Origin of the sequence: Neoakkermansia glycaniphila, assembly GCF_001683795.1 — a bacterium.
Lineage (GTDB): Bacteria > Verrucomicrobiota > Verrucomicrobiia > Verrucomicrobiales > Akkermansiaceae > Akkermansia > Akkermansia glycaniphila.
This window is the reverse complement of record NZ_LIGX01000035.1, coordinates 32194-52765: the sequence shown is the minus strand read 5'-3', so window position 1 is coordinate 52765 and position 20572 is coordinate 32194. Positions and strand designations below refer to the sequence as shown.

The 20572-nt window shown below is 56.7% G+C and carries 16 protein-coding genes and 1 CRISPR repeat array; of the genes, 7 read left to right on the top strand and 9 right to left on the bottom strand.

Annotated features, from left to right (window positions below; all coding sequences use genetic code 11):
• The first annotated feature begins 93 nt into the window (after window positions 1-93).
• Window positions 94-1167 carry a glycosyltransferase family 8 protein gene (locus AC781_RS13420; protein ID WP_083076914.1) on the top strand — a complete coding sequence of 358 codons (1074 nt, stop codon included), beginning with the start codon at window positions 94-96 and terminating at the stop codon, window positions 1165-1167.
• A gap of 24 nt (window positions 1168-1191) precedes the next feature.
• On the opposite strand, the gene AC781_RS09835 is transcribed toward AC781_RS13420, so the two are convergent.
• Both AC781_RS09835 and AC781_RS09830 read right to left on the bottom strand, forming a co-directional pair.
• Window positions 1192-2340, bottom strand: coding sequence for a glycosyltransferase family 4 protein (locus tag AC781_RS09835; protein ID WP_067777321.1), 1149 nt, complete (start codon window positions 2338-2340; stop codon window positions 1192-1194).
• Window positions 2341-2452: 112 nt separating this feature from the next.
• Entirely contained in the window at window positions 2453-3445 is a 993-nt protein-coding gene (locus AC781_RS09830) for a polysaccharide pyruvyl transferase family protein (RefSeq protein ID WP_067777320.1), read from the bottom strand.
• A gap of 478 nt (window positions 3446-3923) precedes the next feature.
• On the opposite strand from AC781_RS09830, the gene ilvC reads away from it, so the two are divergent.
• The 6 genes from ilvC to cas2 all read left to right on the top strand — a co-directional run bounded on the left by ilvC (window position 3924) and on the right by cas2 (window position 11264).
• Window positions 3924-4904 (top strand): ketol-acid reductoisomerase, encoded by a 981-nt coding sequence (ilvC, locus tag AC781_RS09825; RefSeq protein ID WP_067777318.1) that lies wholly within the window; start codon window positions 3924-3926, stop codon window positions 4902-4904.
• 107 nt (window positions 4905-5011) lie between these two features.
• Entirely contained in the window at window positions 5012-5803 is a 792-nt protein-coding gene (locus AC781_RS09820) for an ABC transporter ATP-binding protein (RefSeq protein ID WP_067777317.1), read from the top strand.
• A 36-nt stretch (window positions 5804-5839) separates the two neighbouring features.
• Entirely contained in the window at window positions 5840-6505 is a 666-nt protein-coding gene (locus tag AC781_RS09815) for a FadR/GntR family transcriptional regulator (protein WP_067777316.1), read from the top strand.
• A 164-nt stretch (window positions 6506-6669) separates the two neighbouring features.
• Window positions 6670-10029: an HNH endonuclease domain-containing protein gene (locus AC781_RS09810; protein WP_067777314.1), complete on the top strand. Its 3360-nt coding sequence runs from the start codon at window positions 6670-6672 to the stop codon at window positions 10027-10029.
• Between the two features lie 3 nt (window positions 10030-10032).
• Window positions 10033-10968 carry a type II CRISPR-associated endonuclease Cas1 gene (cas1, locus tag AC781_RS09805; protein ID WP_067777312.1) on the top strand — a complete coding sequence of 312 codons (936 nt, stop codon included), beginning with the start codon at window positions 10033-10035 and terminating at the stop codon, window positions 10966-10968.
• On the top strand, window positions 10932-11264 hold the full coding sequence (cas2, locus tag AC781_RS09800; protein ID WP_067777308.1) for a CRISPR-associated endonuclease Cas2: 333 nt from the start codon (window positions 10932-10934) through the stop codon (window positions 11262-11264). Before cas1 ends, cas2 begins: the two co-directional genes overlap by 37 nt.
• A 58-nt stretch (window positions 11265-11322) precedes the next feature.
• Window positions 11323-12018: direct repeats of the CRISPR family, unit length 36 nt; unit sequence ACTGTACCATGCCTTACTTTGGATTCAAGGCAAAAC.
• A 20-nt stretch (window positions 12019-12038) separates the two neighbouring features.
• On the opposite strand, the gene AC781_RS09795 is transcribed toward cas2, so the two are convergent.
• The 7 genes from AC781_RS09795 to AC781_RS09765 all read right to left on the bottom strand — a co-directional run bounded on the left by AC781_RS09795 (window position 12039) and on the right by AC781_RS09765 (window position 20445).
• On the bottom strand, window positions 12039-12563 hold the full coding sequence (locus AC781_RS09795; protein ID WP_067777306.1) for a low molecular weight protein-tyrosine-phosphatase: 525 nt from the start codon (window positions 12561-12563) through the stop codon (window positions 12039-12041).
• A 229-nt stretch (window positions 12564-12792) separates the two neighbouring features.
• Window positions 12793-13275, bottom strand: a complete 483-nt coding sequence (ilvN, locus tag AC781_RS09790; protein ID WP_067777304.1) for an acetolactate synthase small subunit — start codon at window positions 13273-13275, stop codon at window positions 12793-12795.
• A 229-nt stretch (window positions 13276-13504) separates the two neighbouring features.
• Window positions 13505-14302 (bottom strand): WecB/TagA/CpsF family glycosyltransferase, encoded by a 798-nt coding sequence (locus AC781_RS09785; protein ID WP_067777301.1) that lies wholly within the window; start codon window positions 14300-14302, stop codon window positions 13505-13507.
• A 45-nt stretch (window positions 14303-14347) separates the two neighbouring features.
• Window positions 14348-16435 (bottom strand): polyphosphate kinase 1, encoded by a 2088-nt coding sequence (gene ppk1 / locus AC781_RS09780; protein ID WP_067777299.1) that lies wholly within the window; start codon window positions 16433-16435, stop codon window positions 14348-14350.
• Between the two features lie 15 nt (window positions 16436-16450).
• Entirely contained in the window at window positions 16451-18037 is a 1587-nt protein-coding gene (locus AC781_RS09775) for a Ppx/GppA phosphatase family protein (protein ID WP_067777297.1), read from the bottom strand.
• A 163-nt stretch (window positions 18038-18200) separates the two neighbouring features.
• Window positions 18201-19742, bottom strand: a complete 1542-nt coding sequence (locus AC781_RS09770) for a carbohydrate porin (protein ID WP_141675868.1) — start codon at window positions 19740-19742, stop codon at window positions 18201-18203.
• Between the two features lie 226 nt (window positions 19743-19968).
• Window positions 19969-20445, bottom strand: coding sequence for a hypothetical protein (locus AC781_RS09765; protein ID WP_067777293.1), 477 nt, complete (start codon window positions 20443-20445; stop codon window positions 19969-19971).
• Window positions 20446-20572 lie beyond the last annotated feature (127 nt).

The window sequence follows — 20572 nt, the reverse complement described above, 5'->3', positions numbered from 1 at the left end:
CTGTTAACATTATTGAAAATGTTGCGATTGCAATATTGATTCGCCGGATGCTTCGACCAGGCAAACGAAACTAGGAATAGAACCTTCATCTCCATGTCAACTGCTATCATTCCTGCTTTTACCGAACGCAATATTCCCGTCGTTTTCTCGGCGGATGAGACGTATGCTCCCTATTTGGGGGTTACTCTCCAATCTCTTGTCGAACATGCATCGTCCGAATTCAACTACGATATCCTGATTCTGGACGGTGGTATCCTGCCGGAAATGAAGCGTACTCTGGCATCCATTCTGCCTAGCGGGAGTCAGCATTTTTCGTTACGGTATATTGATATGCAGAAGTACCGCGAGGAGTTGGACAAGCTTTTCGTGGACAGGCATTTGAGTTCGGCTACCTATTATCGCCTGATTCTTTCAAGTTTGCTGGAGGATTACGATTCCGTACTCTATCTGGATTGCGATTTGCTCGTTATGGACGATCCGGCTCTGTTGTACCGATGTGATCTGGAAGGTTACCTCGTCGCCGGCGTCAAGGAAATCGCTACTTATTGGATCGATCCTTCGTGGCATCAGGAATGGCATCAATCCATTGTGGAGCAGGGCGTCGAAAATCCTTTGCACAGTTTCAATGCAGGCGTTCTTCTGATGAATCTGAAAGCTTTCCGTGAAATAAAGCTCGAACGCCGTCTGCTGGATCTTGCTCGGAATAATCGTTTTATCCAGCATGATCAGGATGTTCTGAATATTGCATGTGAGAACAGGTGGCAGCTCCTTCCCGGCGAATGGAACTACCAATACCATCAATGCGCTCCCTATGAATTTTCCGAAGAAACGTCGCGACAGGAACAAACGATCATGGATGAGCCTGCCTCTTACAGGATTGTCCATTATATTCGGGATCAGAAGCCGTGGAGTCATCCGGACAAGCCTCTCGCTCCGTTATGGTGGGAATATGCTCGTCGTAATCCGTTTTATGCGGTCTTACGTGCGGGAGCTCCGGCGCGCGGTGTGTTGAGAGGTCGTTGGTTTGTCCATGGCATCGCCGCCGGTGTGGCTGGATTGTGTGCCAAGGTATCGCCTCCTTCCTTGCGGCGGAGATTCTCCCGCAAGGCTGAATACAGCAGGAAGGCTGCTCGTTCTCTGCGTGCGTTTCTGGCGATTACCCGGTAGAGGGTGGCCCGGTGCTGTCCGGATTCAGGCGTTTTGTGCGGTTTCGTGAAGTACTGCGCGGAGATCGCGTACGAAGCGGGGTACATTATGCACTTCTCGAATATAGGCTACGGCTTCTGCCGCCAAGCGGGTGCGCCGGGGCTCATCCTCCATCAGGCGGCGGACTGCATCCACGAATAGCGGAACCTGTTCGTAGCCATCGCCTAGTACAGTACCGACGAATTCGCCGAAACGTGCAGTAAGATCCTCCGGATTGCGGCAGCTGACCAGCAATGTACCATATGCCAGAGCTTCCAGAAATGAAATCGGCAGAGCTTCGTGGATGGATGTATTGACGAGAACTTTCGCTTCTTTCAGGAATGTCTCTTTCACCTCGCCGTCCACATGCCCGGCAAAATGCAGATTGGTCAGATTCTTGTAGGGAGCCATGATGGCCGTATTTTCATCTGCTTCCCGGAAGGTCTGTCCGAGCATGTAGAATTCGTATTCAGGAAGCGCTTTGGCAATTTCGCAGAACAGCCATCCGCGCTTGACCGATTCGATGCGACCCAGAAAGATGACGTGGTTCTTTTTGGGAAATGTGGTCACATCGAACTTCAGATCGAGATCGATTGGATTCGGCAGGTATTGGATCGGTACGTTGTTGGGAAGCCGGTACAGGTCGATCGCCTTCTCATTCAGGAAATGCGCCTGCGAGACGAAGCGGATACGCCCCTGTCGGTACCATTCATGGGCGTAGTCGTATAATGACTGATTGTAGTAGCACGGTTCGGGAAATTTCTCGACCGTATTGATTTCTCTCCATTCGGACCATGGGCGAGGATCCTGAATCCAGAGAACAAGTTTCTTGTCTTTTCTGGGCTCATGGCGCAGGAAGAAGTCTGTGACCAGCTCGACGCTCAAATAGACATCGTAATTCTTCCACCACAGCCACAGCCGCGCCAAGCCGAAGCGGGAAGGAAGCCGATACAGGTTGACGCCATCCACTTGCGTTTTCCGGAATTTATAGCGGGTTTGGTCAACTAGAACGTCCAATTCGATATCTTCGTCGGGGATATACTTGGCAATGTATTTTCGGGCCAAAAATCCGTAACCACCGAAAGCTGTGCCGTCCGCGCCGAAAAACTCATTGATGATCAAAGCGACCTTGATCTTTCTTTTCTTTTTTTGCATACCAACCTGAGTAAAGTAAGTCTTTGGAACGGAGTGCCGTTACTCCTGCCGTGGACATGAGCAATTATACCAAGAGGCGAAACGGCATAGCAAGAAGCAAATAGGAAAAATTTCAGACAGAATGGCCGTTTTCCCCATGGAACGCCGGTAATCGATGCTGTTCCGGAGACAGGATGGCTTCCATATCTCTTTCCTTTTTAATCCCCCAGTTGCGAAGACCGGGCCAGGGGGCAAGTTGCGAAATGAGCGCATACGCCTGTTTTTTACACTTTCGGAACCGTGTAAAATGGCGGTCAAGGGAACAATCGTCTAATTCGAAGGGGAGTCCATCGTTCCGGATATCCTCAACCATGCGCGTAACGGCGGCCCGCAAGCCTGCCTTGCAGGACTCGATTCCGGCGATATATCCGATCGGCTGCCATTCGAAGGAAGGAACATCCTCCAGAGAGAAAGACAAGGAGTCTTCTCCGGAGCGTCCGATGGATGCAAAGTAGTCGTTATATTTGAAAGCTGGGAAATCGGAAAGTTTGAGCCACTTGTTGGGAATGTGGTAGGCGTCGGCGATCACAAGACCGTGCAGGGAACTTGATACGATGGCAGAGCAGGATGCGATTTCCCGAACGACTTCAGGAGCGTCACGGCAAACGTCGATGTAAAGATAACCAGGATCATTTTTGAATCTCTGCAGTCCTGCAAGATGCCTCTCACTATGATGAACCAAAATTCCGATTTTCCCGGAACGAGGTGCTTCTCCGAACACGTCTCTTGCCAGAATGCCCATGTCACCAAGAGCCGTTTCTTCTCCGAGCCCCAGGCAACGGCGTGTCAAAGGCCCCCTCACGGCATATGCCCGGGCGTTTTTGAAGACGCGCGTCATTTCATAAAACAAGCCGGTGCCCAGCAGCATCATGGCGCGGTTCGGATATGTATCCTGCAATAGAGTACCGATGACCAATAGCCGGGCCCGGTTCCGGTGGGTCACCGGGAAGAAGCCGATCTCTCCGGCAGGCAGTAATTTTTCAAGCAAATAGGGAGTCAGGCGGTCTCCGAAGTTCATCATATCTTCACAAGGTGTGGACCACCAGTATGTCGCGATCTTCTTCATGGGCAAAAAGCATTGATGTCAGATGTCAATGAGAAACAAAGCGAATCCGACCGAAGGCTGTTCTAGCAGATTTCAAATCCGCAGTCAAGCATTGCTCGGTCGTCGGTTGCCATAAAGCTTCATATGGCAAATACAATGGGGAGGAGATGGCTATAAATGTTTGATTTGAAATTATATTGCAAAAAACAATAAAAAGATAAAAAATATATCAATATATTGTTATGTAATTTAAATTGAATAAAATGAAAATAATATTAAATAACATGTGCGATAAGCTGATTTGAAATCCGCAGGCTGTCAAAAATACGTGTTTTTTCGATTTCATGCTAGCCGATACCCAAGACCATGTGTTCGCTGAGATTGATTCTTCACGATTTCCTGTTGTGAAATAAGCATTGCAAATTCGCTGAGCCATGTTACACTCCATCCACCCAAACACCCAATGTTTGGAAATTCACCAATCACACACCATCATCATATGGATATCATACATGACAACGACGCTGACCTCAGCGTGATGAACGGCAAGACCGTTGCCGTGATCGGATACGGCGCGCAGGGCCGCGCACAGGCGCTTTGCATGCGCGACTCCGGCCTCAACGTCATCATCGGCGTCCGCCCCGGCAAATCCTTTGACGCTGCCACGCAGGAAGGCTTCCAGGTCATGAGCGTCGCCGAAGCTGCTGACAAGGCCGACGTGATCCACATTCTCCTCCCGGACGAAAACCACGGCGCCGTCTACGAAAACGAAATCAAGCCCCACCTTAAGCCGGGCAAGACCCTCTGCTGCTCCCACGGCTTCGCTTACGTCTTCAACACCATCGTACCGCCCGCCGATGTGGACGTGATCATGGTCGCCCCCAAGGGACCCGGCACCGAAGTGCGCCGCGTCTTTGAAGAAGGCTTCGGCTGCCCCGGCCTCATCGCCGTGCATCAGAACCCCTCCGGCAATGCCCGCAACGTGGCTCTCGCCATGGCCAAGGCCGAAGGCCTCACCCGCGGCGGCGTGCTCGAATGCACCCTCGCTCAGGAAACCTACGAAGACCTCTTCGGCGAACAGAACGTCCTCTGCGGCGGCATGGTCGACCTGATGAAGTACGGCTTCGAGACCCTCATCGAAGCCGGATACCCGGCTGAAATGGCCTACTTCGAATGCGTACACGAAGCCAAGCTCATCGTGGACCTTATCTACGCCGGCGGCATCCAGCGCATGAACGAAGTGATCTCCAACACCGCCGAATTCGGCGAGTACTACAATGGCCCGCAGATCCTGACGCCCGACGTCAAGGAACGAATGAAGGAATCCCTCAAGCGCATCGAGAGCGGCAAGTTCGCCAAGGACTGGCTCGAAGAAGCCGCCAAGGGAGCCCCCAACCTCAAGGCCAAGCGCGAAGAACTCGGACAGCACCCCGTCGAAATCGTCGGCGCCAAGATCCGCAGCCTCTTCGAACGCAAGTAAACCGCTTGCTTTCCCATCTGCACGGGGCGCCGCCGGATACACGGCTGCGCCCCGTCTTCCTTCCGCCCCTTTTCCTCTCTCTACATCACCCAGCCCGCCGCCGCGCCATGAGCACCCCCGCCGTCCACATCGAAAATGCCCGCGTCTTCCTCGGAGGCCGCGAAATCCTCCGCAACATCAACTGGCAGGTCGCCCAGGGAGACCGCTGCTTCATCCTCGGAGCCAACGGCGCAGGTAAAACCACCCTCGTCAAGCTACTGATGGGCTACGCATGGCCCCTCTACGGCGCGAAAATCCAAACGCTGGGCGAAACCTTCGGCCATGTCAACCTCGTCGAACACCGCAAGCGCATCGCGTGGGTCAGCCCCTTCATGCACCAGTGGCTCGGCGACCGCTCTTGGACGGGCAGGGAAATCGTTCTCTCCGGCCTCGACGGCACCATCGGCCTCTTCCGCGACACCACGCCCGAAGAGGAAGCCCTCGCCCTCAGGCACATGCAGGCCCTGCGCGCCGAGCATCTGGCGGATCGCACCGTCGTCACCATGTCCTCGGGAGAGCAGGTCAAAATCCTCATCGCCCGCGCCCTGATGACCAGCCCGGAGCTGATGATTCTCGACGAACCCAGCGTCTACCTCGACATCGCCGGGCGCGAGTACCTCCTCCGCACCATTGCGGACTTCGCCGCCACCCGCCCCGACCTCACCATCATCTTCATCACCCAGCGCATCGAAGACATCCTGCCCGAATTCACCACCGGCCTGATTCTCAAATCCGGGGAAATCGCCGCCAGCGGTAGCCGCGAAACCGTTCTCACCGAAGAGAACCTTCGCCACGCCTTCGACCTCGACATTCGCCTCATCAAAACCGACACGGGCCGGCTCTGGACCGTGATCGACTGACGCCTTATTCTTCACCTCTCACGCCGCCTTGCCGCCATGGAACTCAAAAAACCCGTTCGCCGCACCCTCGCCCGCCAGATCCTCGACGCGATGGAAGACATGATCCGCCTCGGCAAATGGAAGATCGGCGACCGCATTCCTTCCGAGCCGGAACTGGCCAAAACCTTCTCCGTCAGCCACAACACCATCCGCGAAGCCGTCCAGACCCTCATCCATGCCGGTATTCTCGCCGCCCGCCCCGGAGACGGCACCTACGTCATCGCGGACAACCGCTTCGCCGTCGCCATGAACAACCGGCTGCACGAAGCCGAACTCTCCAAAATCCTCGAAGCGCGCCTAGCCCTCGAAAAAGAGATCGCCCGCCTCGCCGCCGCCCACCGCACGGACGAAGACCTCGCCCGCCTCGAAACCGCCCTCGCCAAATGCCGGAAGAAGGACGGCAACGGTATCGAAGACGATATGGCCTTCCATGCTCTTGTGGCCGAAGCCACCCACAACCCCATACTGGCCGATCTCTACCGCATCATCATCGGCCACCTCCGGCAAAACCTCGAAACCCTCCTCGAGGAAAAGCAATACACCCCCTCCGCGATGGCCCTGCACGACGATCTCCTGCAAGCCATCCGCTCCCGCCACGCCGACGCTGCGGAAAACATCATCGTGCAAATCGTCGCCTTCGACACGGCGAGTATTCGAGGATAAGTCGGCCTCCAGCCACAAAAAAGCCCTTCCCGAAGGAAGGGCCGGAAAATGCTTTGAAAGACCGGTGTGGCTGGCTTGCAGCCGGGGAATCGGTTTGCATTTCAAATTTTGTCTTGAATCCACAGGAATAATAGATATATTGACTCCAATAGTCAATATCTAACATGCAAAACATTACCTTTTCTTTTGATGTCGGTTACGCCTCTATCGGTTGGGCTGTTGTGCAGGCTCCTGCACAGCCGGAACAAGATCCCGGCATTGTCGCTTGCGGCACTGTACTCTTTCCGTCCGACGATTGCCAGGCGTTCCAGAGGCGGAATTACCGAAGGCTGCGCCGCAATATCCGCTCGCGGCGCGTCCGTATTGAAAGAATCGGCAAGTTGCTGGTACAGGCCGGTATCTTGACGCCGGAAGAAAAAGCCACCCCCGGCCATCCGGCCCCGTTCTTTCTCGCTGCTCAAGCGTGGCAGGGCATCCGGCAACTCTCTCCGCTTGAAGTCTGGCACATCCTGCGCTGGTATGCCCACAATCGGGGATATGATAACAATGCCGCATGGGCGACCGTCTCCACGAAAGAAGATACGGAAAAAGTAAACAATGCGCGCCACCTCATGCAGAAGTTCGGCGCAGAGACGATGTGCGCCACTCTCTGCCATGCCATGGAGCTGGATATGGATGTTCCGGATGCAGCAATGACCGTATCCACTCCCGCCTACCGCACGCTCAACTCGGCATTTCCTCGCGATGTCGTCCAGCGTGAAGTACTGGACATTCTTCGTCACAGTGCATCCCACATCAAGGAATTGACGCCGGAGATCATCCGACTCATCGCCCAGCAGGAAGACTTGTCCACCGAGCAGCGCAGCGAACTGGCCGCAAAAGGAATACGCCTCGCCAGACGGTATCGTGGCAGCCTCCTGTTCGGGCAGTTGCTGCCGCGTTTCGACAATCGCATCATTCGCCGGTGCCCCATTATTTGGGCGCATACTTTCGAGCAGGCGAAAACAAGCGGCATGAGTGAAAAAGAGGCGCAGGCGCTTGCGGACAAAGTCGCCAAGGTGCCGACCGCAGACTGTCCCGAATTCTATGCCTACCGCTTCGCCCGCATCTTGAACAACCTGCGGGCGAACGGTCTGCCCCTTCCTGTCGAGGTGCGGTGTGAACTCATGCAAGCTGCCCGGGCGGAAGGAAAACTGACTGCCGCAAAAATCAAAAAGGAAATCATGCGCCTCATGGGAGATGTAGAAAGCAATATCGATCATTACTTCCACCTTCACCCCGATAGCGAAGAGGCACTCATTCTGGATCCGGCTATGGAATGCCTGCACCGTACCGGATTGTATGATGCTCTTTCTTCTGTCGTACGGAGAGTTGCTCTAACGCGTCTTCGCCGAGGCAAAATCTGTACTCCCGCCTACCTGCGAGACATGATGCTTCGCCACGGAGAAGATACGCAGGCGCTTGATCTGGCCATCGCGAAACAACAGGGCAGAAAGGCGCCCCGGCCCCGTAAAAACGATACGGACGCTTCTGCCGATGCGTCCATCGCATGGCAAGACAAGCCGCTGGCGCCGAAAACAGCCAGCGGGCGGGCTCCTTATGCCCGTCCCGTCCTGCGTCAGGCCGTTGATGAAATCATGAATGGAGAGGATCCGACCAGACCGGCCCTCGATGAACAACATCCGGACGGTGAAGACAAGCCTTCGCACGGTTGTCTGTACGGCCTGCTGGATCCTGCGTCCAAAGAAAACGAGTACCTGAACAAGCTCCCGCTCGATGCTTTGACCAATAACCATCTTGTCCGGCACCGCATGCTGATTCTCGATCGGCTTACGCAGGATCTCGTCCGGGAATTCGCCGATGGCGATCCCTCCCGCGTCGAACGGTTCTGCATCGAAGTCGGGCGCGAGTTGAGCGCATTCTCTGGAATGACTTCCAAACAAATCCAGAGCGAGTTGAATGAGCGTATGAAACATTTCAAATCCGCCGTTGCCTATCTCGCCAAGCATGCGCCGGACATGGCCACAAGCGCGGGACTCATCCGCAAATGCCGCATCGCCATGGACATGAATTGGCAATGCCCCTTTACGGGACAAACTTACATGCCCTACGACCTTCCGAAACTCGAAAGGGAACACATCGTTCCCTATGCCAACCGTAAAACAGATGCCCTCTCCGCGCTCGTTCTCACATGGCTGGCAGTCAATAAAATGAAAGGAAAACGCACCGCCTACCAATTCATCAAGGAATGTGAAGGTCAATCGGTGCCCGGCCGCAATCAAAACATTGTCAGTGTCAAACAGTATGAAACATTTGTCGAAAAACTGGATACGAAAGGACATGCAGACGATGCCAAACGCAAGAAAACGCGGAAAAAACTCATGATGGTGGATCGGCTCTCCTCACAAGGGACAAATGGAGAGAGCGAGCTCGACTTTACCGAAGGCATGATGACACAGAGCTCACATCTGATGAAAATTGCGGCCCGGGGAGTACGCAAAAACTTTCCTCACGCCACGGTCGACATGATACCCGGTGCCATCACCGGAACCGTGCGCAAAGCATGGAAAGTTGCAGGCTGTCTTGCCGGAATCTGTCCGGAGGCCGTTGATCCTGTCACCCACCGGATTCAGGACAAGGAAACCCTGCGCAGGCTGACACATCTGCACCATGCTCTGGATGCCTGCGTGCTGGGGCTGATTCCCCATCTCATTCCCGAACACCGTAGCGGACTCCTGCGTAAAGCTCTTGCCGCACGCCGTCTGCCGGAAAACGTACGCCAGGAAGTAGAATCCGCTGTCAGCAAAAGATATTATACCATCACGAAGGAATCGAAGCTCGAACTTCGAGACCTCCCTACCACATTGAAAAACTCCATCGCGGCGAAACTTTCCGAAGGCCGCGTCGTCCAACACATCCCGGCGGACATGAGCGGCGCAAAACTGGAAGAAACCATTTGGGGCATTGCCCCCGGGCAACACATCGACGACAATTCGGAAGTCGTCATCAGGCAGAAAAGCCTCAGCATCGGTAAAGACGGTAATCGTATCCGAACGCGGAAAACGGATAAACAAGGCAATCCGATTACGGAAAAGGCCAGCAAGCTCGTCGGCATCAAACCGACGGGAACATCCAAACTTCAGCCTATTCGCGGCGTCATCATCATCAAAGACAATTTTGCCATTGCGCTGGATCCTGTACCGACCATGATTCCTCACCACAATGTGTACAAAAGGCTCGAAGAACTACGCAAGCTCAATCATGGCCGCCATGTGCGCCTCTTGAAAAAAGGCATGCTGATTCGGTTGAGTCATCAGAAATCCGGCGACAAAAACGGAATGTGGAAAGTGCGCAGTATTCAGGATCAAGGATCGTCGGGATTGAAAGTCAATCTGCAGAGGCCGTACTACGCCGGAAAGATCGAAGACACAAGGACTGAAAACTGGAAGAACGTTAGCATAAAAGCCCTGCTTTCGCAAGGCATGGAAATCTTACCTACCACTTATTGCGGAACAACTCCATAAATTATGTCCTATCATATCCTCAGCATCGACGCTTATACCTGCCAGTTGAGCTGCGAAAGAGGGCAGCTTAGTTGCATCAGCGACAGCGGACGCCAGAGCATACCACTCGAAGATGTAGGCGCCATTATTGTGAGTTCCTTCAAAGCCACGTTGACCAGCAACCTCATCATCGAGGCAGCCAAACGTCGCATAGGCTTCATCCTGTGCGACAGCCACAAACCGGCGGCTCTCATCCTGCCGGCAGACCGGGCTACGGACACAGCTACCCTCCGCAGTCTCGCTACCATGCCTGCCCATCTGAAAAAACGCCTCTGGGATAAAACGCTATCCGCCAAATGCGGCAATCAGGCAGAACTGGCAACGGCATGGAATCCACTCCATCCGAAGATCGAAGAAATATGCGCCGTGGCAACATCCCGCCGCCCCAACCGGGAAGCAGACACGGCGCGGCTCTTCTGGAGTATCTTTGCCGATACTTTTGCCGATGCAAACTTTCGGCGCGGCCGCAAAGAAGAAGGCTATAATTCTCTGCTCAACTACGCCTACGCCATACTCCTCTCCTCCATTCTGCAAAAACTTTACGCCTTGGGGCTCGACCCGGCTTTCGGCATCTTCCATCAGGCACGGGAACATGCCGCACCGCTTGCTTATGACCTGATGGAGCCCTTTCGTCCGGCATTCGATGCCAATGTCGCCCGCTGGATTCGCCGGGGACTCGAGCAGGATGAGTCTCCCGATTCCATCTCCGAAATCACGCGGGAATACCGGCGGCATATCATCTCCACACTGGATGCCGAAACCTTCTGCCGCGGGAAAACAACAACGATCCGCGCCTCTCTGGAAGCCGTATGCCGAAGCTTCCGGCAGGCGGTGTTGTCTCACCAGTCCGGACCTTATGAACCATGGACAATATCAACTATAAAATGGGCTGGCTCGTAGTCTTCTTCGATCTCCCGACCACCACGCGGGAGGACAAAAAACAGTACATCCAGTTTCGGAAAAACCTGTTGGAAGACGGTTACCTGATGGTGCAATACAGTGTGTATGCACGGGCTTGTGTCACTCAGGAACGAATAGAAACCCATGCCCGGCGCTTGCGTAGCATGGTGCCTCCTGACGGTTCGGTGCGATGCATGTTCGTGACCAATATCCAGTGGGACAAAACCTACATTTTTCACGGAAAGTCGAAGCCTCCACCGGATATCTCCATGCCTGAACAGATGCTTTTGTGGTAGGACTCGTTGCGAGGAAATCTATTTAAGATATTCAATATAAAAGTAAGGCATGGTATCTACTGTACCATGCCTTACTTTGGATTCAAGGCAAAACGTGCATGATGGTCATTAGTTTCCGTAGATGACTGTACCATGCCTTACTTTGGATTCAAGGCAAAACGTATTCCGGTTTGAGGGGCAGGGTTTGTTCACTGTACCATGCCTTACTTTGGATTCAAGGCAAAACAATAATTCCAGCTATTTACTATGCTAATTAACTGTACCATGCCTTACTTTGGATTCAAGGCAAAACGTTGAGACTGACAACGTAGCCGCCACTCTTACTGTACCATGCCTTACTTTGGATTCAAGGCAAAACTGCTTGATGACCATGGGGATGCCGTGGTCTACTGTACCATGCCTTACTTTGGATTCAAGGCAAAACGTTGAGACTGACAACGTAGCCGCCACTCTTACTGTACCATGCCTTACTTTGGATTCAAGGCAAAACGTATTCCGGTTTGAGGGGCAGGGTTTGTTCACTGTACCATGCCTTACTTTGGATTCAAGGCAAAACCCGGCTCGTATCCCTGTACCGAGAGCGATTACTGTACCATGCCTTATTTTGGATTCAAGGCAAAACGAATTTCCCTACCTCGTCACCCGCTTTTTGACTGTACCATGCCTGATTTTGGATTCGAGGCAAAACATAAAGAAGGCGACACTGTCTCAATCGCGAACTGTACCATGCCTTACTTTGGATTCAAGTAAATCGCGGATGATATGTTGATAAGATTATTTTCGATGCTCATTTTCAAGAGCATGTTTTGTTGTTATTAACAGGTTGTTACAGCCGTCTTCGAGGAGGCGGATGACGTGGGTGAAGCCTTCGGGGCCGCCGTAGTAGGGGTCGGGGATTTCGCGGTCGGGGTGGTTGCGGAGGTAGCTGCACATGGGCATGATGCGGGCGTGGTGTTCTCCGCTGCCGGCGAGGGCGAGGATGTCGCGGAGGTTGGCGTTGTCCATGGGGACGATGAGGTCGAAGGTTTCAAAGTCGCGGCGGGTGAGCTGGCGGCCGAGGTGGCCGCCCCAGGCGTAGCCTTCGTGTTGGAGGGCGGCGAGCATGCGGCGGTCGGGTTTGTCGCCGATGTGGTAGTCGGAGGTGGCGGCGGAGTCTGCCTGGATTTTGTGTTCGAGTCCGGCTTTGCGGATGAGGCTGTCGAAGACGATTTCGGCGGCGGGGGAGCGGCAGATGTTGCCGAGGCAGACGAAGAGGACGCGGTACGGGGCGGTGGCAGGGGGTGCGGGTTCGGTGGTCATGGCGGTGGCGGAGTTTGCGGAGATTGTAGCACGGCAGCAGCGGGGTGGCAATGTCGAAGGCTGGCAGGCTGGCCGGGTGATGTGGCGGGAGGCGGTTGCCCGGCGGCAGTGGGTGTGGTTGGCTTTGTGTTTTGTGTTTTAGGGGATGGCTGGCGGGAGTGGCGGGTATGAAGAAGGCGTGCCGTTGTTGCAACGGCACGCCTGAAGGGAGTGAAGTTTCCGGTCGGTTTTACTTCTCAGGTTTGGGGACGGCGATGCGTCCGCTGCGGGTGAGGAGCTGGATGTCGTATTCCTGCATCATGGAGACGAAGCGTTCGATGCGGAATTCGGAGCCGGAGATTTCGATGGTGAGGGTGTCTTTGGTGGCATCCACGACTCGGGCGCGGAAGACGTTGCAGACTTCGAGGATTTCGGAGCGGTTTTCCTTGGTGACTCCGACGCGGAGGAGGAGGATTTCGCGGTAGACGTTTTCGGTGTTGCGGAAGTCGATGACTTCGACGACATTGACTAGTTTGTTGAGTTGCTTGATGATTTGGTTCAGCGTTTCTTCCTGTTCGTCGACGACGATGGTCATGCGGGAGAAGCTGGGAACCTGACTCGGGGCGACGTTCAGGGAGTGGATGTTGTATCCACGACCGCTGAAGAGTCCGGCGATGCGTGTGAGGACGCCGAACTTGTTCTCAACTAATACGGATATGGTATGTAACGTCATGTTAATAGTCCAATGAGCTGTAGAGGATACAGGATTGAGGAGGGGAGGTCAAGGGTATTGTCGCAGGGGCGGGGGTGCCGGTGCGATGTGGGTGTGTTACAGGGAGCCACAGATTTCACGGATGCTCACAGATTCATGTTGATAGTGAATGATTTGTGGTTTTTGTTCCAGAGGGTGAGTGAAGGTCGGGCTGAGGCGGGAGCGGTGTTCCGTGTATGTGTGTTGTTTGTCAGTGAGGTTGAGGCGGGGTGGCGGCGGGGCTGTGTTTGCGCCCGGTGAGGGTGTACCAGAGGAAGAGGCTGTTGTAGGTGAAGTAGCGTTTGAAGAGGCGTCGGGGTTCGCGGCAGAGGCGGTAGAGCCATTCGAGGCCTCGTTTCTGGATCCAGAGGGGGGCGCGGCGGACGGTTCCGGCGTGGAAGTCGAAGGCGGCGCCAACGGCGAAGTAGAGGGCGGCTGGGAGGCGGTGGCGCATGGAGGCGAGCCATGTTTCCTGTTTGGGGCAGCCGAGGCCAACCCAGATGCAGGTGGCTCCGCTTTCGGCGATGCGCTGGAGGATGTTTTGCTGGATGGTTTCGTCCCATGTGCCGAAGGGCGGGGAGTAGCTGCCTGCGAGCTGGGCGCCGGGGTAGCGGGCGAGGAGTTTTTCGCGGAGGGTGGCGAGGGTTTGTTCGCTGCCGCCGAGGAGGTAGTGGCGGATGTGGGGGGAGGGCTGGCCTTTGTCCCAGAGTTCGCTCATGATGTCCGGCCCGCTGAGGCGGTGGGGGGCGTTGCGGGTGGGTTGGCGTTTGAGTTTCCAGACGACGGGCATGCCGTCCGGGCAGATGATGTCGAAGGTGTCGAGGTGGTTGCCGTATTCCTGCTGGCGTACGCCGCGGGTGACGACATGGGCATCCGCAGCGGCGATGAGGATTGGGCGGTCGAGGGTTTCCGCAGTGGTGATGAGGTGGGCGATGAGTTGGTCCATGGTTCCGGCTACGACGGGGAATCCGAAGACGTCGGCTCGTTCGAGAGGTTCGGCGGCAGGCATGTGTAGAGAGAGGGGAAGAGAGAGGTTTGTGCTGTGCGGTCCGCGTTACTGCGGGCGGTAGGGTTCGAGCATTTGCTGCATTTGGCGTTCTTTGTTTTTGGCGAGGCGTTTGGCTTCTTTGGTGAGGTGTTCCTGCATGCGGAAGGTTTTGGTTTTGCCGCCGGGTTTGAGGGGTTGGGAGGTGCCGTCCGGGAGGATGAGGGAGGCCTGGGTGTTGTCTTTGAAGCAGGCGTCGAGGATGTTGCGGAGGCGGCGGATGTGCCGGGGGTCGTCGATGGGGATCATGAGTTCGACGCGTTTGTCGAGGTTGCGGGTCATCCAGTCCGCACTGGCGATGTAGAGGCGGTGTTCGCCGCCGTGGCGGAAGTGGAAGATGCGGGCGTGTTCGAGGTAGCGGTCGACGATGCTGACGATGCGGATGTGTTTGGCGGCTTTGGGGGTGTTGGGTTTGAAGCAGCAGATGCCGCGGATGTTGAGGCTGATGCGTACGCCGGCATCGGCGGCTTCCTGGAGGGCGTCCATGATTTGGACGTCGTTGAGGCTGTTCATTTTCGCCTGTATTTCGGCGGGTTCTCCCTGCCGGGCGCGTTCGGCTTCCCCGGCGATGAGTTCGAGGAGGCGCGCTTTCATCATGGCGGGGGAGGGGTAGAGTTTGCGGAAGCGGGTGAGTTTGGTGCGGCCGGTGACGGTGTTGAAGAATTGGGAGGCATCGGCCCCGAGGTCGTCGTCGCAGGTGAGGTAGGAGATGTCGGTGTAGATTTTGGCGGTGGTTTCGTTGTAGTTGCCTGTGCCGAGGTGGCAGTAGCGGCGGAGGAGGCCGTTTTCCCGGCGGATGACGAGGCAGATTTTGGCGTGGGTTTTGAGGCCTTTGACTCCGTAGACGATTTGGACTCCGGCACGCTGGAGTTCTTCGGCTTTTTCGAGGTTTTTGGCTTCGTCGAAGCGGGCTTTGAGTTCGATGAGGACGGTGACCTGTTTGCCGTTTTCGGCGGCGCGTTTGAGGGCGGCGACGATGCGGGATTGTTTGGCGGTGCGGTAGAGGACTTGTTTGATGGCGATGGTGCTGGGGTCGTCCGCGGCTTCTTCGACGAGGCGGAGGACGGGTTCGAAGGTTTCGTAGGGGTGGTTGAGGAGGATGCCGCCGGTGTTGGCGATGTTGTCGAAGATGCTGAGGGAGGGGTCGATTTCCGGGGAGGGCTGGGGAGCCCATGCCGGGACTTTGAGGTTTTCGTTGCCGGGGGCGAAGGCCATGTCCATGAAGTCGGTGAGGCGGAGGGGGCCTTTGAGGAGGTAGGTTTCGTTGTTGCCTGCTCCGGTGATTTGCTGGATGCGGCGGACGAGGGGCGTGGGGGTGCCGGCGGGGAGTTCGAGGCGGACGCATTCGGAGAATTTGCGGGCGACGAGGACTTCTTCCATTTCGTCGGCGAGGTCGAGGGCGTCTTCTTCCTGGACGGCGATGTCTCCGTTGCGGGTGACGCGGAAGAGGGTGTGGTGGAGGAGGGTTTCTCCGGGGAAGAGGGAGGAGATGTGCGCGCCGATGAGGTCTTCGAGGAGGATGTAGGCTTCTTCTTCGGAGTCCGGGATGGGGATGCGGCGGGGGAGGTTGTCCGGGATGGTGACGGCGCAGAAGCGGGTTGTTCCGGTGTCGGGGTCGATGAGTTCGACGCCGATGATGAGGTTGAGGGAGGGGAGGATGGGAGGGGTGTCGACTTCCATGTCGAGCGGTGTGAGGAGGGGGGCGACCTGGGTGAGGAAGTGGCGTTCGAGGTCGAGGCGCTGGGGTTCGCGGAGGTGTTTGAGGAGGATGGGGCTGATTTTGTCTATTTCCATCAGCGGGAGGATTTCCTCGTTGATGAGTTTGTACTGGTCGGCGATCATGGTGCCGACTCGTTTGCGGATGAGTTGGAGCTGTTTGGTGGGGGTGAGGCCGGAGATGTCGCGGGCGCGGGAGCCTGCGCTGCGGAGCATTTGGAGGCCGCCGACGCGTACCTGAAAGAATTCGTCGAGGTTGGAGGCGGTGATGGCGAGGAATTTGATGCGTTCCAGCAGGGGGAGGTTGGTTCGTTTGGCCTGGTCAAGGACGCGCTGGTTGAATTCGAGCCATGAGAGTTCGCGGTTGATGTATTCGTTCATGGTGGGGTGGTGCAGTTAGCGGCTGAAGGTGGGGATGAGGGCGATTTCGTAGCCGAAGATGTCGGTGAAGAGGTCGCCTTTCTGGCTCATGGCCATGTTTTCGATGGTGATGTCGTTGAGGCCTTCGACGAGGATTTCGAGGCGTTTGTCGGCGATGCGGACGCCGAGTTTGCGGATGCGCTGGGAGTGGGAGCGTTCGAGGGCGTCTGCGACGCGGAGGATGGCTGCGAGTTTCTGGACGCGGAGGCGGTCGAGGGGTTCGAGTTCGGCGTAGGTGGGTTCGTCGGTGGTGGGGGCTCCGTGCCGGTGGTAGCGGGCGAGGAGGGCGATGATTTCGACGTCCGAGCGGCTGAGGCCGAAGAGTTCGCTGTTGAGGATGATGTATTGGGAGTGCTGGTGGTGGCGCTTGGGGTTGATGTAGGTGCCGATTTCGTGGAGGATGGCGGCGACGTGGAGGAGGAGGCGGTCGTGTTTGCCGAGGCGGTGGAGGTTCTGGAGGGCGTCGAAGAGCATGCAGCCGAGTTTGGCGACTTGCCGGCTGTGGGCGCGGTCCGCTTGGTAGCGGTCGGAGAGGAGGGCGGCGAAGTGGAGGACTTCGTCTTCGAGCGCCATGGTGTCCGTGTGGGAGAGGATGAGGCTGTTGAGGAAGTCGGTGCCGTAGTTGGTGGGGGGGATGATGATGCGGGAGCTGCCGAAGAGCTGGGCGATGGAGAGGTTGATGATGAGGGCGGGGAGGACGGAGGCGATGCTGGAGTAGTCCTGCTCGAGTTTGATCATGCGTTGCTCTACCGATTTGCTGGCGATGTTTTCGGCGAGGGAGGAGATGTCCGCCGCGTTGATGGCGGCGTTGTTTTTGGGGTTGAGGAGGGGGAGGAGTTTCTGGATTTCCGCGCCGATGATGATGATGGTGTCGGGCGGGGAGATGTTGTGGAAGTCGTGCTGGATCTGGTCGATCTGGCCGCGGATGTGTTCGCGGACGAGGGTGATTTCGGTGGAGTCGTCACTGTAGTCGATGTCGCCGATGGTTTCTCCGGTGCGGTGGGTGCCGAGGCGGTAGCTGGAGTAGCGGGTGATGCGGCCTTTTTCGAAGAGGAGGAGGCGGGTGTTGCCCGGGCCGGCGTGGACGACGAGGACGCGTTTTTTGAGGAGGTCGGGGTTTTTCCGGAGGACGGCGCGGACGCTCATGTAGATGAGGCGGGTCATTTCACCGTCGTCGATGACGCGGAGGCGGAGGCCGTGCGCGATGTGGAGGCGGTTCATGAAGGTGTCCATGTTGGCCATGTCTTGGACGATGTTGGTGGCGAGGAAGCTGATGTCGAGGGTGGTTCCGGTGCCGTATTCGCGGAGGAGGGCCATGTAGTCGTCCATGATTTGGACGCAGCGGTCCATGGTGGCGCGGGAGATGTAGCCTTTGCGGAAGATGTCGCGGGCGAGGGGGACGGGCTGGGTGAGGACGTCGATGATGCGGGCGTTTTCTCCTGCCGTTTCGCTGATCATGAGGTCCATGGAGCTGGCGCCGAGGAAGATGACGGCACGCAGGGCTGCCGCTTCGCCGGGGGCGGCGGCGGTTTGAGGGTCGGGAGTGGCGGAGTCGGATGTCATGTTCTAGAGAGACGATATGTCAGATGTTCTTTTTCATCAAGTCCCAAGTGGGGCTTTTCTGTGACTTTTGCGTCACATTTTCGTTGTGGGCGGGACGCAGTGCGGCGCAACGCTCCTTAGCGGGGCGCTGCGCCGTGCGTGTGGCGTGCCGGTCAGCGTGGGTTTACCAGTGCCAGGTGTTCTGGATCTGGAAGACGACGTTGGTGTCTTTGCCGTTGCCGTGTACGGGGTTGCGGGTGATTTGTATGTCCGGCTCAATGGTCATGGTGGGGGTGATTTGCATGACGTAGGCGAGTTCGATGCCGTATTCGTTGTTGTTGCGGACGGGTTTGATGCTGTCTGCCGGGGTGAGCCAGAGGAAGCCGAGGGCGAGCTGGTCGTTGTTGGCGTAGCGGAAGGGGCCTGCAGCAGCCCATGGAGCCTGCCAGACGAGGCCGGTGGTGACGGCGGATTTGACTCCGTTGATGGCGGCGGCATCGGGGTCGGCCCAGCCGAGGCGTCCGAACCAGCCGAGGGTGCTGTGTTTGCCGAGCTGCTGCTGCCAGTTGATGCCGACGGCGTTGCCGTTTTCACTGCCGGTGCGGGTCCATGCATATTGGAAGCGGATGGTGCCGGGCCCCCAGCCCATGAAGTCGTCCGAGACGAAGCCTGCTTCCATCATGTTGGTCCAGGCGTTTTTGTTGATGTATTGGAAGGGGTTGTGGTTGAGCTGGTAGTTGTTGCCCGCAGAGACGGCCATGAGGTAGAAGGATTTGACCGGCTGCCATGCGACGTGGTAGCCCCAGGCGCCGAAGGGGATGGGGAGGGCCTGGTTGAATTCGAAGGATTCGTTGAGGAGGTTGTTGAAGCCGCTGGCGGAGTAGGCGTTCTGGTCGAGGTAGTTGGTGGCGTCGAGCTGGCCTACCATGAGGACGAGTTTGCCGTCGAACGCGCTGTAGCCGAGGCTGACGTTGGCGAGGTAGGAGCCGCCGCCGCGCGAGGAGGCCGCGGGGTTCTGCAGGGAACCGAGGCTTTTGTTCGGGCCGCCGTTGCGCTGGTTGTAGTTGATGCCGTCACCCCAGTCCCATTCGGTGGCGATGAAGAGGCCCTGGCTGCCGTCCCGGGTGCGCATGAGGAACCAGTTGGCGAGCAATGAGGCGTTGTAGGAGGTGAAGTCGCGCTGGCCGCCGATGGGGCGGGGGCCGGTGATGCCGGTGTAGTTGAAGCCGTGGTTGAAGGAGTACTGGAAGCCTACGTCGGACAGGCGGTTTTTGACGATTTGCGCGCCTGTGGAGAGCGGGTCTTCATTGATGACGGCTCCCGGCTGGATGCAGGTGTTGCCGAAGACGTAGATGCCGTCGAGGTAGGGCATCATTTTCGGCGGGGTGGAGGGGAAGAAGACGAGGCGGCTGCCGGAGTCGTCCTTGCGGTTCTGCTGGATGACTGCGTCGGGGGTGGAGACGCCTTTGGTGCGTTTCATGAGCTGTTTGTGGGCAGGCATGCCTTTTTGCAGGCTGGGGCTTACCTGGTCTTCGGGCAGGGCGTGGACGTCGAAACCCTGCCGCGTGTTGAGGTATTTCGGGAGATCGGCCTGCTGTGTGCCGGTGTTGTCTGCGGAGGCTGGCGCCTGGGAGGCCGAGGCGATGGCAGATGCGGCAATAAGCAGGGTGCCTGTAGCCGTGGCCATGGCCTTTTTCAAGGTTTGGGTCGGTTCGGTGGTTTTCATGGTTTGAGTGGTGCGGAGGTTTCCGTTCACCGGGTGAGATGCCTGCGGTTCGTTCGGTTGTTCAATAACTGTTATTCGGAATGCATTGTTTTTCTAACGTGTATGGCTGGATGAGCGTATGCGGAGAAGCCGCGCCATTTTGCATGGCGCGGCTTGTTGATCAATGGGGGTATATCCGTTTTAGGATGCTGGCTGTGTGAGGGCGATTTGCCCGGCAGTGGTGCGGTTACGGTTTGTTTCGGGCAGGTTTGAAATATTCTCCGATAGCTTTTTGCATGGCGTCGGAGCCGTAGCATTTGTTGTTGAGGATGCGGTCGATGTGGGTATCGATGCTTTGATTGTATTTTTCCAGTGCCGGTTCGTAGACTTTCATGATGGGTTCCATCATTTCAGGGGATGGCGATAATTGGGCCGCATGGGCGAAGATGGTTTTGATTTGATCCAGCATTGCGAGGAAGAGCGGTGCGATGAGGTCGGCTTGTGCTTTGCTGGTGGTGCCTTCGAGGATGGCGTCGAGTTTTCCGAAGGCGACGATGAGGTCGGTATAGGCTTTTTCGATGCGTTCGTCGTCGGGGTTGGGGTTGGGAGTCTGTTCGGCGGCAGTTTCAGGCTGGGCCGATTCGGAGGCAGGAGCGGTTTCGGCGAGTCCGGCGGCGGTGAAGATGCCGAAGACGGGGAGCGTCAGTGAGATTGTGCGTATCATTCCGGTAAGATGATAGCTTGGGTAGGTCGGGGTGTCAAGGATGGTGGCCGGGGGTGTCTTGCATTACACGATGGTTCCGGAGTACGGGCCATGCGGTGGCGTTTCTGCTTCGAATAAGGAACCTTCC

Bases quoted from the DNA above. Each gene is read 5' to 3' on its own strand.
- AC781_RS13420 (WP_083076914.1), top strand. From the start codon at position 94: ATGTCAACTGCTATCATTCCTGCTTTTACCGAACGCAATATTCCCGTC.
- AC781_RS09835 (WP_067777321.1), bottom strand. From the start codon at position 2,340: ATGCAAAAAAAGAAAAGAAAGATCAAGGTCGCTTTGATCATCAATGAG.
- AC781_RS09830 (WP_067777320.1), bottom strand. From the start codon at position 3,445: ATGAAGAAGATCGCGACATACTGGTGGTCCACACCTTGTGAAGATATG.
- ilvC (WP_067777318.1), top strand. From the start codon at position 3,924: ATGGATATCATACATGACAACGACGCTGACCTCAGCGTGATGAACGGC.
- AC781_RS09820 (WP_067777317.1), top strand. From the start codon at position 5,012: ATGAGCACCCCCGCCGTCCACATCGAAAATGCCCGCGTCTTCCTCGGA.
- AC781_RS09815 (WP_067777316.1), top strand. From the start codon at position 5,840: ATGGAACTCAAAAAACCCGTTCGCCGCACCCTCGCCCGCCAGATCCTC.
- AC781_RS09810 (WP_067777314.1), top strand. From the start codon at position 6,670: ATGCAAAACATTACCTTTTCTTTTGATGTCGGTTACGCCTCTATCGGT.
- cas1 (WP_067777312.1), top strand. From the start codon at position 10,033: ATGTCCTATCATATCCTCAGCATCGACGCTTATACCTGCCAGTTGAGC.
- cas2 (WP_067777308.1), top strand. From the start codon at position 10,932: ATGGACAATATCAACTATAAAATGGGCTGGCTCGTAGTCTTCTTCGAT.
- AC781_RS09795 (WP_067777306.1), bottom strand. From the start codon at position 12,563: ATGACCACCGAACCCGCACCCCCTGCCACCGCCCCGTACCGCGTCCTC.
- ilvN (WP_067777304.1), bottom strand. From the start codon at position 13,275: ATGACGTTACATACCATATCCGTATTAGTTGAGAACAAGTTCGGCGTC.
- AC781_RS09785 (WP_067777301.1), bottom strand. From the start codon at position 14,302: ATGCCTGCCGCCGAACCTCTCGAACGAGCCGACGTCTTCGGATTCCCC.
- ppk1 (WP_067777299.1), bottom strand. From the start codon at position 16,435: ATGAACGAATACATCAACCGCGAACTCTCATGGCTCGAATTCAACCAG.
- AC781_RS09775 (WP_067777297.1), bottom strand. From the start codon at position 18,037: ATGACATCCGACTCCGCCACTCCCGACCCTCAAACCGCCGCCGCCCCC.
- AC781_RS09770 (WP_141675868.1), bottom strand. From the start codon at position 19,742: ATGAAAACCACCGAACCGACCCAAACCTTGAAAAAGGCCATGGCCACG.
- AC781_RS09765 (WP_067777293.1), bottom strand. From the start codon at position 20,445: ATGATACGCACAATCTCACTGACGCTCCCCGTCTTCGGCATCTTCACC.